The organism is Saprospiraceae bacterium, from assembly GCA_016713025.1.
In the GTDB taxonomy this organism is placed as follows: Bacteria; Bacteroidota; Bacteroidia; order Chitinophagales; family Saprospiraceae; genus OLB9.
Genome location: JADJPZ010000003.1, coordinates 732661 through 748286, shown reverse-complemented (window position 1 = coordinate 748286; position 15626 = coordinate 732661). Strand labels below are relative to the sequence as shown.

Sequence of the window (15626 nt, the reverse complement as noted above, 5' to 3'; positions counted from 1 at the left end):
GAGTAATTGAAATTTTCTGTATTAAAACCAAACAATATTGTAGTATTTGACTACTCGGTCTTTTCCATTATTTTTAGCTATTGATTCTTTCTTCTATCATTGATTTCATATAAGCAGCATCATTAAGTAGCCTTAATACGAGTACACCATCTCCTTTAAATTTTAATACAAGGAATCCAAAACCAAAATCAGATAATAATTCAAAAAAATTGGTGACAGAAATAACGTCACTATAAGGAATTTGACGAATATCGTTTTTTGAATCCAGGATTTCTATGCCTGTGTCCAATAGTGTGTATTTGATATCAACGATGCTTTTGTACTTATGAAATATAAGGTAAACGACTATAAAGAAATACAAAAAAAGTACCCACCTATGATCTGTCAGTAACAAAATAAAAATACCAAACGCAAAAAAAAATGAAAGCCCACCGACCATAAGTATTAAGACAATAAATTTTGCTAAAATGTCAGGTTTACTTGTATAGAGTTCTATGCGATCCATAGTATATTGTGTTTTAAAATGCATTGCAAAAATAATAGCTACTAATTGGCCAATTTGTCATCAATAAAGGTGACAATTCTGAAAAAAAAACGGAACCTATCATACCACAATCTCCACCTTGGTACCCTGGCCAAGCTTACTCTCTATACTTAGGAATATATCTTTGGTTTTTACTCTGTTTTTAATATTAGTCAACCCGTTACCTTCAGTTTCGCCGTTTGTATCAAAACCTTTGCCATCATCTGTGATGGTGATGATGACCCTATCATTTATCTGCCTGATGCTTGCACACACCCTGGTTGCTGATGCATGCTTCAAAACATTATGAATGACTTCCTTACATATCAAATAGACGTCTCTGTTGTATTTGATATTTGTTTCCTTGGTAATTAAACAAGGGTCAACATCCAATGTCCAGGTTATTTTTTTTAGTTCAAAACAATCAGCTGCGTATTTATTTAGCTTTTCAATAATTTTGGAAAGCGAACTGTTTTGCGGTCGCAATGACCAGATAGTATCTGTGATCAGATCCTGAGATTCTGAGATATCATTTTGGATTTTATCTACGATAGTTGACAATTCAGGATGACTTCTGTTTACTTTATTCTTAATAAAACTGGACTGAATGGCCATAGCAGTAAGATTAGAACCCAGATCGTCATGCAAGTCTTGTGAAATTTGATTTTTTTGTTCTATCAGAGCATTCCTGAGTTTTAGTTCGTCAACCTCTTTTATCAAAAGTTCCTTTTGAATTTTTAAGTGCTCATTTTGGATCAACCTCATTTTGTAAGTAAGTCCTGAATAGAAAAATATAGCTTCAATCAAAATTCCGACTTCAGTATAAAAAATCCAGTTTTTCATTATTGGCCCGTCAAATGGATTGTTAACTATACCAGATGAAAATAAAAATCCCAAAATTGAAAAAACAAATAAAAAAGTGTGCCACTAAAAAATATCCGTGGTAATGGTCCATGTAATCTTCTAAACGCTATCCATATACAATAAATTGATACCGGTATGCATGCAAATATTATTACATTCACTCCAACATTAAACAAATCAGAATTTCTGATAAATGAAATACACAACCTCAATAGAAAAAGTATCAGGAAATAGTAAGAACATTTAAGAAACAAATTATATATAGCTACCCCCAATGTTCGGACAGTTTAATCTTAATTTATAATAAATATATTATTATTTATTATTATATGTTTCTTTTCTTTTTTTGTTACTTTTTTTCTTTTCTTTGTTAACAAAACAAAGATATGTGGATAACTCTTAGAATGCCTTATTTTGCTCATTTTATTTTATTTGTTTTTTTGTTGGTATTGTGAATAAGGTGTGCAATAGTTTAATGACTCATGCCTTCTTTCCATATTGTAATAATTCATATATGTATCAATTCCTTTATATAATTCCTTCCCATCACTTGTCGGATTCAAATACACGTGTTCATACTTTAGTGTCCGCCAGAATCGCTCTATAAAGATGTTGTCTATGGCCCTGCCTTTGCCATCCATACTCAGTTTGATACCATTGTCCAGTACCGTGGCAGTGAACTCAGCAGCCGTAAACTGTGACCCCTGATCTGTATTAATTATTTGCGGTATTCCCCAACGTGTTATACTATTCTGAACTAGACCAGCACACCAAGTCGCATCCATCGTGTTGGATATATCCCAGCTTAAAATAAAGCGACTGTGCACATCTATAACGGCCATCAGATACAAATAACCGTACAGCATCGGGATATAAGTGATGTCGGTAGCCCATACTTGATTAGGATTGGTAATTTCCACATTCCTAAGCAAATAGGGATACACAGCATGTTCAGGATGCCGTTTCGAAGTATGTGGACCTGGTACTATGGCTCTAAGTCCCATCAGATTATAATACAGACGTTCTATTCGTTTTATATTGATCTGGTAGCCTTTGTCCATCTTCAGCCATATATACATCCGTGGCACGCCTTTGTATGGATGCAGCAGATAGTGCTCATCCATGAGCCGCATGAGCTCCAGATTCAGTGCAGCTTCCGCTATTGGAGTATAATAGTAAGTACTTCGGTTTATACCAAGCAATTTGCACTGGTGCGAAATACTTATCCCGGGATGATCCTTTTGAATTAATGGCAGCATGTTCAACCCAGTCTCTTTAAACTTTTTTTTAAAAAGTCAATTTCAACCTTCTGTTCCCCGATTGTCCTTAATAGTTCATCCCGATCCGTTGGCACAGATTCTGTGGTCTTGGAGGTACTTTTTCGAAAACCACCGATGCGTTACTCAGAAATTCTTTCTTCCATGTCGAAATTTGAGTAGGTGCAACCTGATGTCTTTGAGCTAACTCAGATAAGCTGTATCGCTCACTAAGAGCCTCTAAAACCACCTTGCTCTTAAATACTGATGTTAATTTTCTCTTTGTCATAAACAGCAAATTTAGTGTAAAAAAATTTATTTAACTTGCTGTCCGATTTTTGGGGGTAACTATAATATACATATCCATCTGACTTTTTTAAATCCAAAAACCAAATTGCAAAGACAGTATAGAAATAATAATTTAATATCAATGAGCATCCAACAACTTCAGGTATAATAATAAAATGCTTAAGTAGACTTAAATTATGCTCACCAAAAAACATAGCTCCGTGCAGATAAACCAGATTACAGGCTATGTAATATTTATAATACAAAAAGGCAGGATCTCTGATCAGCAGAAACTGAATAAATACGATAATATATAAAATATTAAGTGCAAAAATGGTGAAATTTGAGAAAGAAAATTGAAATAATACTCCTTCTGATGCCTGATGGCTGTACATAAATAAAGAATAGAATACTAAACTAATAAATACTAAAACCGGTATAGCTGTATGATTCTTTATTGTATTCCTTTGGATAGATGGGTACAACACTAAGTTTTTTTTCTAATTAATGAGTTACATTATTGATAGGTGCAAAGGTAACTTAGGTAGTCATAGTCCCCTGTCATGATTTCGGGTGACAAAGACTTGCAAACCGGAGGAATGCTGTCACCTTAAAGTATGACAAAGACAAAAGATGGAAGTGGATATATTTGCATGATGTTTTCGAAAAAATAAAAAGTAAAAAAAATTAGTTATTACTAGTTTTTCTAAAACCTTATTTGATGTTACGATTGTATTCGGCATGCTCAATCAAGGAATTTCAGAAGTGCTTGGAATGCAAAGGGTATAAGAGTCCTTGAGGAAAATTTATTTTAATAGTAATCAAATAATTCAGATTAAATATATTAATTTTACATCAATAAAACAAATTATCAATTGCCATGGGTATAATTACAATTAATCAGGGTGCTTTACGAGATTCAATTTCTTCTGCCATAAATCCTGAAGCAATATTTTTAGTCAAGCATAATGCAATAGATAAATTTGGACTTACTGTTCCTGAAAATAATAGACAAAGTTTATATTTAGTATTAATTTCATCTGAAAGTCCAAAAATTCTGGATGTTCCATTTGTGGAGAATAGTTTAACTTTGGAAGGTTTAATTGAATTTGTTTTTTTTCCATTTGTATTTTTTAAATTTATTCTTGATAATAATTCCGAATCTGATAGAGAAAAGTTGTTTAAATTCTCATCTGCTTCACTCTCATTTGGTCAAACACAATTAGGTTTAAGATATAACACATCCTATACTACAGTAAAATGCGAGGCTACATATAGTCCAAGGACGTTACTAGGAAGAACTGGAACTGAAACTGGACACTCAATAGTTTCTAAAGTTTCAATGGGTACACCGTGTCCACCAGAGTGGGATCAAGATATTTTATTCTTTTATTTGGGTTTTGATAGAACCAAGCTACATAGAGAAAAAAGAGACATTCCTTTTAAAGTATTAGATAATTTTAGACATCTAATTAACATTTTTAAAAAATGAAGTTTACTAAATATTTAATTATATTTATCTTACTTCAGTTTCATAAATTAAACTCACAAACTCCACTACCTTCTATTTCCACAAACTACAACGAATTTTTTCATTTTCAATCTGCTAATGATTATTGGATAGCCAGCTGTGGAGAAGGATGGAAGCATGTTGCCGGCCGATCAAAAAAAGATTTCTTATTGAATCAACAAGGTCTTGCGGGATCATTTATTCAATCTCACCTTTATCCATCCTCAAAGGGTACACTTTTTTCTACCACATATGAATATCTGACAGCATATCTACCTGCTGATGACTTGTTTACTTCCTGTCAGATAGCTTCAGATACACATATCTATAAAACCAATTACAAAATTATTGAGATAGATAGCCTGAGACAGTGTTTGTTGATGACTGCAGATGATGATATATTTTATTATAACTATATTACCCACCGAATTGATGAGAAAATCACCGGTTCAAATTTGAGCGTGAGATTTGATACAGATGATGATAATAACACCATTATTGGTGTATTGTGGCTTTTAGGATCTGGTATCCAAGTTTACACAAAGAAATCCAATAACTCCTGGACCACAAAACGATTATTGGAAAAAGTAAGGTGGAAAAATCAATGGATAGAGCCCAACTTCACAAATGTCAAAATCATAGGTAATCATGCCTATCTCGCATCCATTTATGGCATTTTGAAAGTAAATATAAGTGACTTTACCCATAGTTGGATTTATATAGAGGGAAATAGTACCTCGCTCCATGAAATCGAAAAAACAAAACATGGATTATTGATCTCAAATATAGACAAAGGTTTACTACTATATAATACAATCGAAAATAGCATCAGACAATTGTTTGCAGAACAAAATATTGGCGGTTTGAAAAAAACAGGATTTATCAGTACAATTTACACTAATAGTAACGATCAAATTTTGATCACCTGTAAAAAAAAAGAGCACCCGATTTTATATAATTTCAATAAAATAATCAATTTAGACCTGCAATTAATTCGTAAAAATGTTCAGGCTTTTAATTATCATGATAGGGTACTCGTAACTTCAGATGGTGGAAGTTTATCCCTATTAGCTGGCAAGGAAAAATTAGTCAAGGATGTTTCAAAGTCCATCGAGTCTATTGTTAATTTCAAAAATTATATCTTTTTACAAAGCGATGAGGTATTTAAATTCGGAGACATAAAATCTCAACATTTTAAGAATGTTGAAGTAAATCAGAATGAAGTATTTGGTTTGCCTACCTTAACACCGGATACTTTATATATACCGGGTTTAACTACTATTCACAAATTTTATATTAATCAAGGTAAGCTTAAATCTGAATCCACCATTAAAACATCAGAATTTGTAAAGCACATCGTCAAAATTGATGATAAAATTTATCCAATCAATGCTACCGGAGGGGTTAAAGGTATAAAGCATACTCATCAAAATCCTGGAGTGGTCCATAATGTTGAATACATTAATACTGATAGTAGTTTGATTTGCAGTGTAAATGGAATATTTATCATGCAAGAATCAGGAATTGAACCATTGATAAAGCACGAAATTCTCAATTTTAAAAATGTGTATAGTGCCATTAAAGATGGAGATGCCATTTGGTTTAATTCTGAAAACGGCATTTATTATTTCAATCCTAATAAAAACATCTTATATCAAATACCGCTTCCGCCTGACATAGTTTGCGATAATAAAAAAATTAGTATATTCAATGGTAGGGTTAATTTCACCGCTGAGAAAAATTTATATAGCTTTGATAAAAACATTGTTTTATCCTTGGATGAACAAGCTGATGTGAGGATAGACTCCATTATGCTAGACAAAAAGCAAGTAGATTACAAGAAAGATTATATAAATGTAGGAGCATCCACAAAATTAGTCGAATTTGCAGTATCCGGAAAAAACCCGATTGATGCTAAAGCTTATCCTGTGTACTACAAATCGGACTTTACAACCAACTTTTATCAACCTATCTCAGACGGCAAATTGCAGCTTTACAACCTAAAACCGGGCCTGCATCATATTGAATTTGCTGTTTTGTCAGGAAACCTGTTTAAACAAACTACCCTTAAAATAACCTTAGACATAAAAAGTCCTTTGTGGCAAAGGCCTTGGTTCTTATTACTTTCAGCCCTTCTTTTAACAGTTACAGGAGCATACATTCAGAAAAAGATTAATGAAAATAGGATAAAACTTAAGCAAGCGGAGTTGGACAAATTGATTGCCAATCAAAAACTCAGGGTTCAGATTTCTCAGGATTTACATGACGAAGTGGGAAGTATTCTTTCTGCCATCAGTATGATAACACACAATACAGATATTGCCAAAGAAGCAAACTCAGCTCATAAAAAATTAAAACAAGTCGAATCAAAATCCAGGGAAGCATTAGAGGGTATGCAGGACATTGTTTGGTCATTCAATCCTGCAAACGATCAATTGGACAAGTTATTACTGAAAATTTCCGGATTTGCTGTTGAAATGTGTGACGCAGCCAATATTACCTTAGAGTTGGATAATAATATATTTGAAAAGGACCTTAATATAAATCTGCCTTTAGAATTACGTAAAGACATATATCTGACGCTCAAAGAATTGTTCAACAACATTGCCAAATATTCGAAATCCAAAAAAATAAAATTTACTTCTAAGCTTCAAAATCAAGAATTATCATTCATACTGCAGGATGATGGAATTCCTTTTGACTTCAAAAATGCCCTTTCAGAAAGAAAAGGCAACGGACTGACCAATATCAACACCAGAATTCTGACACATCATGGTAATATATATTCCGAAAGAACAGACAGTAATAATGTATTAATAATCACCGTACCTATCATGTAAATAGAATTTTGTCACCCTAAAGTACTACAAACGATTTGATAAATCACTTGTATATTTGCCAAAAGTTGTATAAGATATACCATGCTTAAAATAATTATATATGAAGACTCCAACTCACTGAGGCATGCTATGATCGATTTGATCAGGTTAGATGGTAAATTGCAGTTGACTGGTAGTTTCTCCAACTGCTGTAACGTTGAGTCTGACATCAAAGCGTACAAGCCGGATGTAGTACTTATGGATATCAATATGCCAGGTATGAATGGCATAGAAGGACTCAAAGTGATTAAAAAATTCAGACCAGAAACCCATGTTATTATGTTTACCGTTTTTGAAGATGATGATAAAATTTTTGAGTCTCTTCAAAACGGGGCGGGAGGTTATGTACTAAAAGGCACAAAACCGGACAGAATTCTGGAGTCTATTCACGAAATTTTAGATGGTGGTGCACCAATCTCTCCTCAGATTGCAAAAAAAATACTGTCAGCACTGCCTCATTCGACAAAGTCTGAAAATATCCCTGAACTTACTGAAAGAGAAGTAGAAATTCTCAATCTGATTTCCATGGGTTATAGTCAGAAAATGGTGGCAAATCACCTCAACATCAGTATAAACTCAGTAAAAACCATGATCTCCCGGGTTTACCAAAAATTAAATGTACACTCCGTCACTGAGGCTATTTCAAAGGTGTTTCTTAAGAAATAAATGCAATACTTTTAAAAACCCAAATTTGTGAGGAACGAAAATCATCAAAGCTCAGAATATAAGTTTTAAATAAGAAATCTTTATTCTTTAACCATTCAATCATTCTAAATCTGATTTTATCGAAATTCTGGAGACAAGTCTCAATCTTATTTACTTGTATCAACAGGTACATTTTAGTCACTTTATAAAATAACGTGATTCGGGTTAACATATATTATATTACTTCTTTAAATAATAGGGACCGTAGCCCTGTAATCTTTGTAATCAGAGTCCCAAAACATATCATCAGGGGCGTTAGCCCTGTAATCATAAAACAATTTCAACGTCATTGAAGATGTCAGGGCTACGCCCCTTATCGTCAATTATTTAAGTCATTTTACAAAGATATCAGAGCTACCGCTCCTTCTTTTATGTGAATTTTTAGACCAAGTATTATCTCAGTAAAATCTGAATACTCCTTTGTCAAATTCAATCCCCCAAATTGTCCAATAAAATATCTTCGCTTTCTTCTACATGACCAAAGGCATAGTCCATCTTCGTCCTGTCAAACTCTCTCTCATTGTTGGCAATCCAGATAGTAGCTACACCATTCCCTATAAAGTTGGTGATAGATCTTGCCTCGGACATAAATCTGTCCACACCCAGCAGCATAGCCAGCCCTTCTACCGGTATCACTCCATTAAGAGCCGTAAGTGTAGAAGCCAGCACGATAAATCCGCTTCCGGTCACACCAGCAGCTCCTTTGGAAGTCACCATAAGGATGCCTATGATGGACAGCATCTGACCAACAGACAATTCTATACCATACACCTGCGCTAAGAAGATGATAGCCATACTCAGATAGATGGTGGTACCATCAAGGTTGAAAGAATATCCTGTCGGCACGACGAGTCCCACGACTGATTTTGAGCAACCCACACGCTCCAGTTTTTCCATCAGGTTTGGCAATGCAGACTCCGATGATGAGGTACCCAGTACGATAAGTAATTCTTCACGGATATATTTCAGAAATCCCCAAAGTCTCACATTATAATATTTCAGAATGTACCATAGTATCACAAATATAAAAACAGCCATAGTGGCGTATACAGTGATCATCAGTTTTGCAAGTGGGAAAAGCGTATGAATACCATATTTTCCGATGGTAAATGCCATACCTCCAAATGCCCCAATTGGTGCAAAAAGCATCACCCGATGCAAGCCTCTGAACACGTACTTTGAAGCAATGGTAAGCCATTCTATGATTTTTTGATTATTTTTCACCTTACTCAATACCACACCTAATACCAAAGCTATGATGAGTACCTGCAAGGTAGTATTGTCCATAAAAAATTTCCACCAGTCAAAGCCCTGTGCTTTTGCCGTATAAGTACTAACATCCTGACTTGATGCCGGAGCACCGTCTACACCCACTCCCGGTCTGATAAAATGAGCTATGACTACACCTATGATAAGCGCAAGTGTGGTCACTACTTCAAAATATATCAATGCCTTAGCCCCGATTTTTCCTACTTTTTTCAGGTCTCCCATCGATACGATGCCTAAAGTAATAGTAAGAAAAATGATGGGATTGATAAATATTTTTACTACTGAGATAAAGCCACTCCCAAAAAATTCACTCAATGTTTTTCCCACCTTGAGTTCCTGACCCATAAAATGAGCTTTCCAGTCATTGGCCATGATTTGTTTGAGTGCTATCTCCGGGGCAAAATGTCCAAGCAAGATACCTATGGTAATGGCTGTCAATACCCAAAATGTAAGATTTGTTAGCAGACGCTTCATGTGTTTATTTAATTTGCCTTGTGATTGGTTGGATGGAATTCAAGTGAAAACACACATTCTGCATGGTGTACCAGAAAGATAGATTGTAAATGAAGAAAAATGACTAAATGATGATAATCACTCATTGCTTTGATCTTATGAGCAACAAATATGTAAAAAATTACAATGATTATATCAAAAATTGTCCATTTTGGTAAATTAATTTTCCATCAGCCCATATCTCTCCACCATCCTGCATGTCAGTGATCATGTCCCAATGTATAGGTGACTGGTTTACGCCTCCGGTCTGCTTGTACGACTGCCCTATTGCCATGTGCACAGAACCGCCAATTTTTTCGTCAAATAATATATTTTTTGTGATCTTATTGATGTTGTAATTGGTGCCTATGGCTACTTCACCAAAATATCTTGCACCGTCTATTTTAAATATTTCATCAAGAAAAAGTTGCCCCTTCCCGGCGTTCCACTTTTCAACTCTTCCGTTTTGCACTTCCAGAGTGACCCCTTCCACCTCATGCCCCATATAGACGATAGGATAGTTAAAATAAATAAAGCCATTTACAGAGTTTTCGATAGGTCCGGTAAACACTTCACCGCTTGGCATATTGGCTTTTCCGTCTGAGTTGATCCACGTTCTTCCTTTGACACTAAAACTGATGTCTGATCTTTTGTTGATATACCTGATCTGATCACAATGATTGAGATAATCAGTGACACCTTGCTGCATTTCTCCGACCTTCCTCCATTCTGCAGCAGGATTCTCAGCTGATAAGTGACATGCATTATACACAAAATCCTGATACTCTTCCAGGCTCATACCAGCCTCTTGTGCCGCTGTCCGGGTGGGATATTGACACAGACATCTCTTTAGACTCCGATCAGCAATTCTTTCAGTATATATTTGATTGACTACAAATAATGCTTTCTGCCTTCTTGCTGTTTTTTGAGGGTCATTACCTTGATCTTCCCTTACATCATATGGTGCTCTGATGACCAGATATGCATCAAAGGTTGCCATTATTTCTTTATAAGCAGGATAGATGTAGTCCAGTTGATCATCATTGGCTTCAGATATAAAAATGCTGTTTTGGTCTTTGAAACTCATGTGATACTCTACATATGCCCCTACATGTATGGCCTCTCTGTAGACTTCCCTAAGCAGTGGTTCCGCCAAAGTTGTGGTAGTGATATACAATTTTTCTCCTGGTTTAATTTCAAGACAGTAGTGTACGAGAAGATGAGCGTATTTTTGGAGGATATTCATGGTAAATAACTTTTAGGTGGCGGGTTACAGATTTCAGCAATCAACAATTACCAGCTTTTAGTTTGAAAAGGATATCTGACCTCGTACTCTCTGATGATCATTTCTTTAAGTACTTCTCTCAGTTCATCTATGTTTTCTTTGTTGGTGGCAGATATGAGCACATTGGGAAAATTGTATGTATTGCTGAATTTATCTCTGATCTCCTGCATGATTTCTGCTTTTGTGTCTGAATCCAGAAAGTCATCAAAATATTTTTCACGATACAGATCCACTTTATTGAATACCATAAGAGTGGTCCTGTCGGATGCACCCAGATCATTGAGAGTATTCTGTACTGTAAGTATATGATCCTCATGTTGTGGATGTGAGATATCCACTACGTGCACCAGGATATCACTTTCTCGCACCTCATCCAGGGTAGATTTAAAACTCTCCACCAGATGATGTGGCAATTTACGGATAAAACCTACTGTATCGGAAAGAAGAAAAGGCATAGAATCACACACCAAGAGCTACACGTATGAGTTCACCTCGATTTTTTCGTTGTGTCTGGGCTTGCTGGTCTATTTTCTCCAGCTTCTTTTTTAGAAAAGCAATTTTATCACGTATAATCCTTCTGTCCGTTTCGATTTCCATCTCACCCGGACCTCTCATACCTATACCGCCTCTCTGACGCTCAAGGTGCGTCCACAGTCCTCTCAATCTTGGCAGGATGTATTGCATCTGCGCGAGCTCTACCTGTGTTTTTGCCTGAGCAGTCTGAGCCCGGTCTGCAAAAATATCCAGGATCAATGTACTTCTGTCCACGATCTTGACCTTGAGATATTCTTCCAGAAAACTGTTTTGTTTACCCGTAAGGTCCTCGTCAAAGATGGCTAGTGTGATGTCTTCATTGGCTTCGATATACATCCTTATTTCTTCCAATTTACCGGAACCTACGAAAGTTTTGACATTGGGGTGCGGCATCTTTTGGGTAAATACTTTTTGAGTCACTGCACCTGCTGTGGTAGCCAGAAATTCCAGCTCATCGAGATATTCCATCACATGAGTTTCATCTTCATCCTTAGAGATGATACCTACCAAAACACAGTATTCTTCCGTTTTTCTGATTCCTTTTTTCCCATCTTTCCCTACTTTCCAGGCGTCTGACATATTTTAAATTTTTATACAAATGTAACTACTTTTAATCTATTACTACCCTACATTCTATTTAGTTTGTCTATTACTAAGCACAAATTAGTAAAAGCCCTTCTTTACCCTCATTCCCTGAAGGGACGACCCACCCTCTTCTTCTAATCAAAGCGCTGCTCTCCCCTTAGGAATGAGCCTGTCCTATAGTGTCAGGCATGGGTAAAGAAGAGCATTTTTGCAAGTTGTTATACCACACATTCAAATTGATAATCTTTAGTTAAAAAAATACTCCTCTTGACAAATGATTTAAAAAAGCGTACCTTTGCATTTGTTTTATGAAAATAGTCGCATTAATATTGTCCTTTATCATCTTCCATCAGTCACTGAGTGTCTGTGGACCAAAGTTGTTGCCTACCCAGACGGGCAAGGAAAGCACAGAATGCAATTTAGTGCCGGACAATGATGCTCCTGTCAAAAGTTGTTGCTCCAAGCTTCATAAAAAAGAAGGCAAAAACCAAAAAGAAAAGAAGCATAAAGGATGTTGTGGTGATGATTGTAAGTGTCTCACGTGTGCCAAAATTTTCTTACATACGTTAAAATACTACTCCTTCAAGGAATCAGAAAATACAATTTATCATGAGAAAAACAATATGCCCGTATTGTTCCACTCATTTGATTTTCATCTTTCTCTCACCAATCCGCCTCAGGTTTAATATTTATAATTCATTGGATTAGTGTGTCCTGTCAGTTCATATTTTTTTAACTGACATTTTTGGATATCACCATTTTAAATTATATTTTAACCTGAAATATCATGAATAAATTAAAAATGTGGATCATTTTATTGATCGCAAATATATCAATAGTCAATATTTGTATTAGTCAGAATACAGTCAAAATACAAGTCAGCGGGGCTTGTGGGATGTGTAAGGACAGAATTGAAGAGACCGCTACTAAAGTGATAGGTGTCAACTCGGCAGATTATAATATTAAAAAACAGGAGTTGAAGGTCGAAACACAATCCATTTTTGTAAAAAAAGAACTTGTAGATGCATTGCTTGCCGTAGGACATGACGCTGACGGACAAAAGGCAGAAGATGAAGCATATGAAGCACTACATGGGTGTTGTCACTATCGCGGTGATAAAGTGGATGTATCCGGTCAAAATGAACACGACCACTCGGAGCATGATGGGCATGACCACTCAGCTCATGATGGGCATGATCATTCAGTGGATGATGGGCACGACCACAGTACAGGCACTTTCAGTAATATCATTACAGGAACTGTTTTCGAACGAACAGAAAAGGGTGCTATGCTGCCTTTGATAGGAGCTAACTTGAGATGGCTCAATAATAAATCCGGAACCATAACCGATATGAACGGTAAGTTTGAGTTGCCATTTGGGAAAAAGAAAGATTATCTTGTGGTTTCCTACGTTGGTTATAGTCCTGATACTATTCTCATAGAAAAAGCCGGAAATATCAGCATTACCATCAGTGCTCCAAACGTGCTGGACGCCATAGAAATCGTCCACAAAAAAAGAAGTACAGAAATATCCTACCTTGAGACTGTAAAAGTGCATCAAATCTCAAGTAAGGAATTGCTAAAGGCAGCTTGCTGCAATCTGGCAGAAAGCTTTGATACCACTCCTGCAATAGATGCTTCTTCAACCGATGCTGTCACAGGCACGAGAAAAATTGAAATGCTTGGCCTCGCCGGCCCTTATGTACAGATCACACGCGAAAACATGCCTGACGTACGAGGACTGGCGGCACTCCAGGGTCTGGCATATACTCCTGGTCCATGGATAGAAGGAATGCAGCTCAATATGGGTGCAGGATCAGTGGTCAATGGCTACGAAAGCATCACCGGTCAGATCAACGTGGAGATCAAAAAACCGTGTCACGATGAGAGATTACATCTGAATGCCTATGCAAGTCAGGCCGCAAGGCTTGAACTCAATACCGTGATGAAGCAGGAGATCAATGAAAAATGGACTACCTCATCATTGCTCCACTTGTCCAACCGGGCTCAAAGGAGAGACCATAATCATGATGGATTTTTGGATATGCCTTTAGGCAAACAAATCGGGTTTGTCAACCGCTGGAAATGGTCTGATGGCTCAGGTCAGGAAGGCCAGTTGGGAATAAAATTGACATTTATGGATAATATCAGCGGTCAGACAGAATTTGATCCGCTGACTTCTCTCAGAAATCAGGTCTGGGGAGCTGATATGACGACCAATCGTGCAGAAGTTTGGGCTAAGAGAGGTATCGTTAATCTGGACAAACCATATAAAACGCTGGGATTCCAAGCGTCAGCAGTATATCATGATCAAAAATCTCAATTTGGGCTAAGGAGGTATGATGGCACCCAAAAATCTTTGTATTTCAATATGATCTATCAAAGTATCATCAATAATACCGATCATCAGGTGAGAATGGGTACCAGTTTTCAATATGACAATTTTCATGAAACCGTAGCTACAAAACATTTTAAAAGAAATGAATTGGTACCAGGAATATTTGGAGAATATACCTACAAAGGATCAGAGAAATTTTCATTGCTTCTTGGTGGCCGCGCTGATTACCACAATAATTTTGGCTTATTTTTTACTCCTCGTCTGAATATAAGGTATGCTCCTGACCAATCCACGGTATTCCGGATCGCAGCCGGAAGAGGGCAAAAAACAGCGAGTATTTTTTCAGAAAATATCGGTGTATTTGCCAGCAACAGAGAGATCATAGTTGAAGGCACAGGAAACGATAAGACCCCTTATGGACTAAATGCTGAGGTAGCCTGGAATCTGGGTTTCAGTGCTACTAAAGAAATAAAGCTTGGTAAAAGACTTTTGAGCCTGTCATTGGACCTCAACAGAATAGATTTTGAAAATCAGATCGTAGTCGATCTTGACAGAAGTGCCAGACAGGTTGTATTTTACAATCTCAGGGGCAAATCCTATTCCAATAGTATGCAAGTTCAGACCGAAATAGACATCTTCACTTGGCTGGATCTAAGACTTGCCTACAGATACAACGATGTTCAAACTACCTATGGCGAACAACTCTTGCAAAAGCCATTGATATCACCAGAAAGAGCATTTGCCAACGTGGCCATAGATGCCGGGAAAGGGTGGATGATAGATTATACCATCAACAGGTTGAGTTCGGTAAGAATTCCTTCTACATTAGCGAATGACGAAAAACACAGATGGCCTGACGCATCACCATCTTATTTTCTCAGCAACGCTCAGGTAAGTAAAAAGTGGAAGAACAACTTTGAAGTCTACGTCGGAGGTGAAAACATCTTTGATTACAGACTGGATCACCCTATCATCTCAGCACATGCGCCTTTCAGCCAGTATTTTGATAGTTCACTGGCATGGGGACCTATCATGGGAGTCAATATCTATGCGGGAGTGCGGTATAGTTTGAAATAATCTCTTGAATAAAATACACAT

The 15626-nt window shown here is 36.5% G+C and carries 11 protein-coding genes and 1 pseudogene; 5 read left to right on the top strand and 7 right to left on the bottom strand.

What is annotated here, in order from left to right; genetic code table 11:
• Positions 1-73: 73 nt before the first annotated feature.
• The 4 genes from IPK35_05980 to IPK35_05965 all read right to left on the bottom strand — a co-directional run bounded on the left by IPK35_05980 (position 74) and on the right by IPK35_05965 (position 2932).
• Positions 74-505: a hypothetical protein gene (locus tag IPK35_05980; GenBank protein MBK8052822.1), complete on the bottom strand. Its 432-nt coding sequence runs from the start codon at positions 503-505 to the stop codon at positions 74-76.
• 99 nt (positions 506-604) lie between these two features.
• Positions 605-1366, bottom strand: a complete 762-nt coding sequence (locus tag IPK35_05975) for a hypothetical protein (protein ID MBK8052821.1) — start codon at positions 1364-1366, stop codon at positions 605-607.
• Between the two features lie 449 nt (positions 1367-1815).
• Positions 1816-2646, bottom strand: coding sequence for an IS3 family transposase (locus IPK35_05970; protein ID MBK8052820.1), 831 nt, complete (start codon positions 2644-2646; stop codon positions 1816-1818).
• A gap of 67 nt (positions 2647-2713) precedes the next feature.
• Entirely contained in the window at positions 2714-2932 is a 219-nt protein-coding gene (locus IPK35_05965; GenBank protein ID MBK8052819.1) for a transposase, read from the bottom strand.
• 879 nt (positions 2933-3811) lie between these two features.
• Between IPK35_05965 and IPK35_05960 the strand changes: the two genes are divergently transcribed.
• The 3 genes from IPK35_05960 (at position 3812) to IPK35_05950 (ending at position 7986) form a co-directional block, all read left to right on the top strand.
• Positions 3812-4423, top strand: coding sequence for a hypothetical protein (locus IPK35_05960; protein MBK8052818.1), 612 nt, complete (start codon positions 3812-3814; stop codon positions 4421-4423).
• Positions 4420-7281 carry a hypothetical protein gene (locus IPK35_05955; protein ID MBK8052817.1) on the top strand — a complete coding sequence of 954 codons (2862 nt, stop codon included), beginning with the start codon at positions 4420-4422 and terminating at the stop codon, positions 7279-7281. The genes IPK35_05960 and IPK35_05955 overlap by 4 nt, the downstream gene beginning before the upstream one ends.
• Positions 7282-7362: 81 nt before the next feature.
• Entirely contained in the window at positions 7363-7986 is a 624-nt protein-coding gene (locus IPK35_05950) for a response regulator transcription factor (protein ID MBK8052816.1), read from the top strand.
• A gap of 468 nt (positions 7987-8454) precedes the next feature.
• Here the strand turns inward: IPK35_05950 and IPK35_05945 are convergent, their stop codons facing one another.
• The 3 genes and pseudogenes from IPK35_05945 to IPK35_05935 all read right to left on the bottom strand — a co-directional run bounded on the left by IPK35_05945 (position 8455) and on the right by IPK35_05935 (position 12184).
• Entirely contained in the window at positions 8455-9768 is a 1314-nt protein-coding gene (locus IPK35_05945; GenBank protein ID MBK8052815.1) for a cation:dicarboxylase symporter family transporter, read from the bottom strand.
• A 169-nt stretch (positions 9769-9937) separates the two neighbouring features.
• Positions 9938-11032: an aminopeptidase gene (locus IPK35_05940; protein ID MBK8052814.1), complete on the bottom strand. Its 1095-nt coding sequence runs from the start codon at positions 11030-11032 to the stop codon at positions 9938-9940.
• A gap of 47 nt (positions 11033-11079) precedes the next feature.
• Positions 11080-12184, bottom strand: a pseudogene (locus IPK35_05935) (50S ribosome-binding GTPase).
• A gap of 314 nt (positions 12185-12498) precedes the next feature.
• On the opposite strand from IPK35_05935, the gene IPK35_05930 reads away from it, so the two are divergent.
• Together IPK35_05930 and IPK35_05925 are read left to right on the top strand one after the other, a co-directional pair.
• The gene (locus tag IPK35_05930; protein ID MBK8052813.1) at positions 12499-12876 is read left to right on the top strand and encodes a hypothetical protein; all 378 of its coding nucleotides are present in this window, start codon (positions 12499-12501) and stop codon (positions 12874-12876) included.
• A gap of 101 nt (positions 12877-12977) precedes the next feature.
• A complete protein-coding gene (locus IPK35_05925) occupies positions 12978-15605 on the top strand; it encodes a TonB-dependent receptor (protein MBK8052812.1) in 2628 nt (875 codons plus the stop codon).
• The last annotated feature ends 21 nt before the right edge of the window (positions 15606-15626 follow it).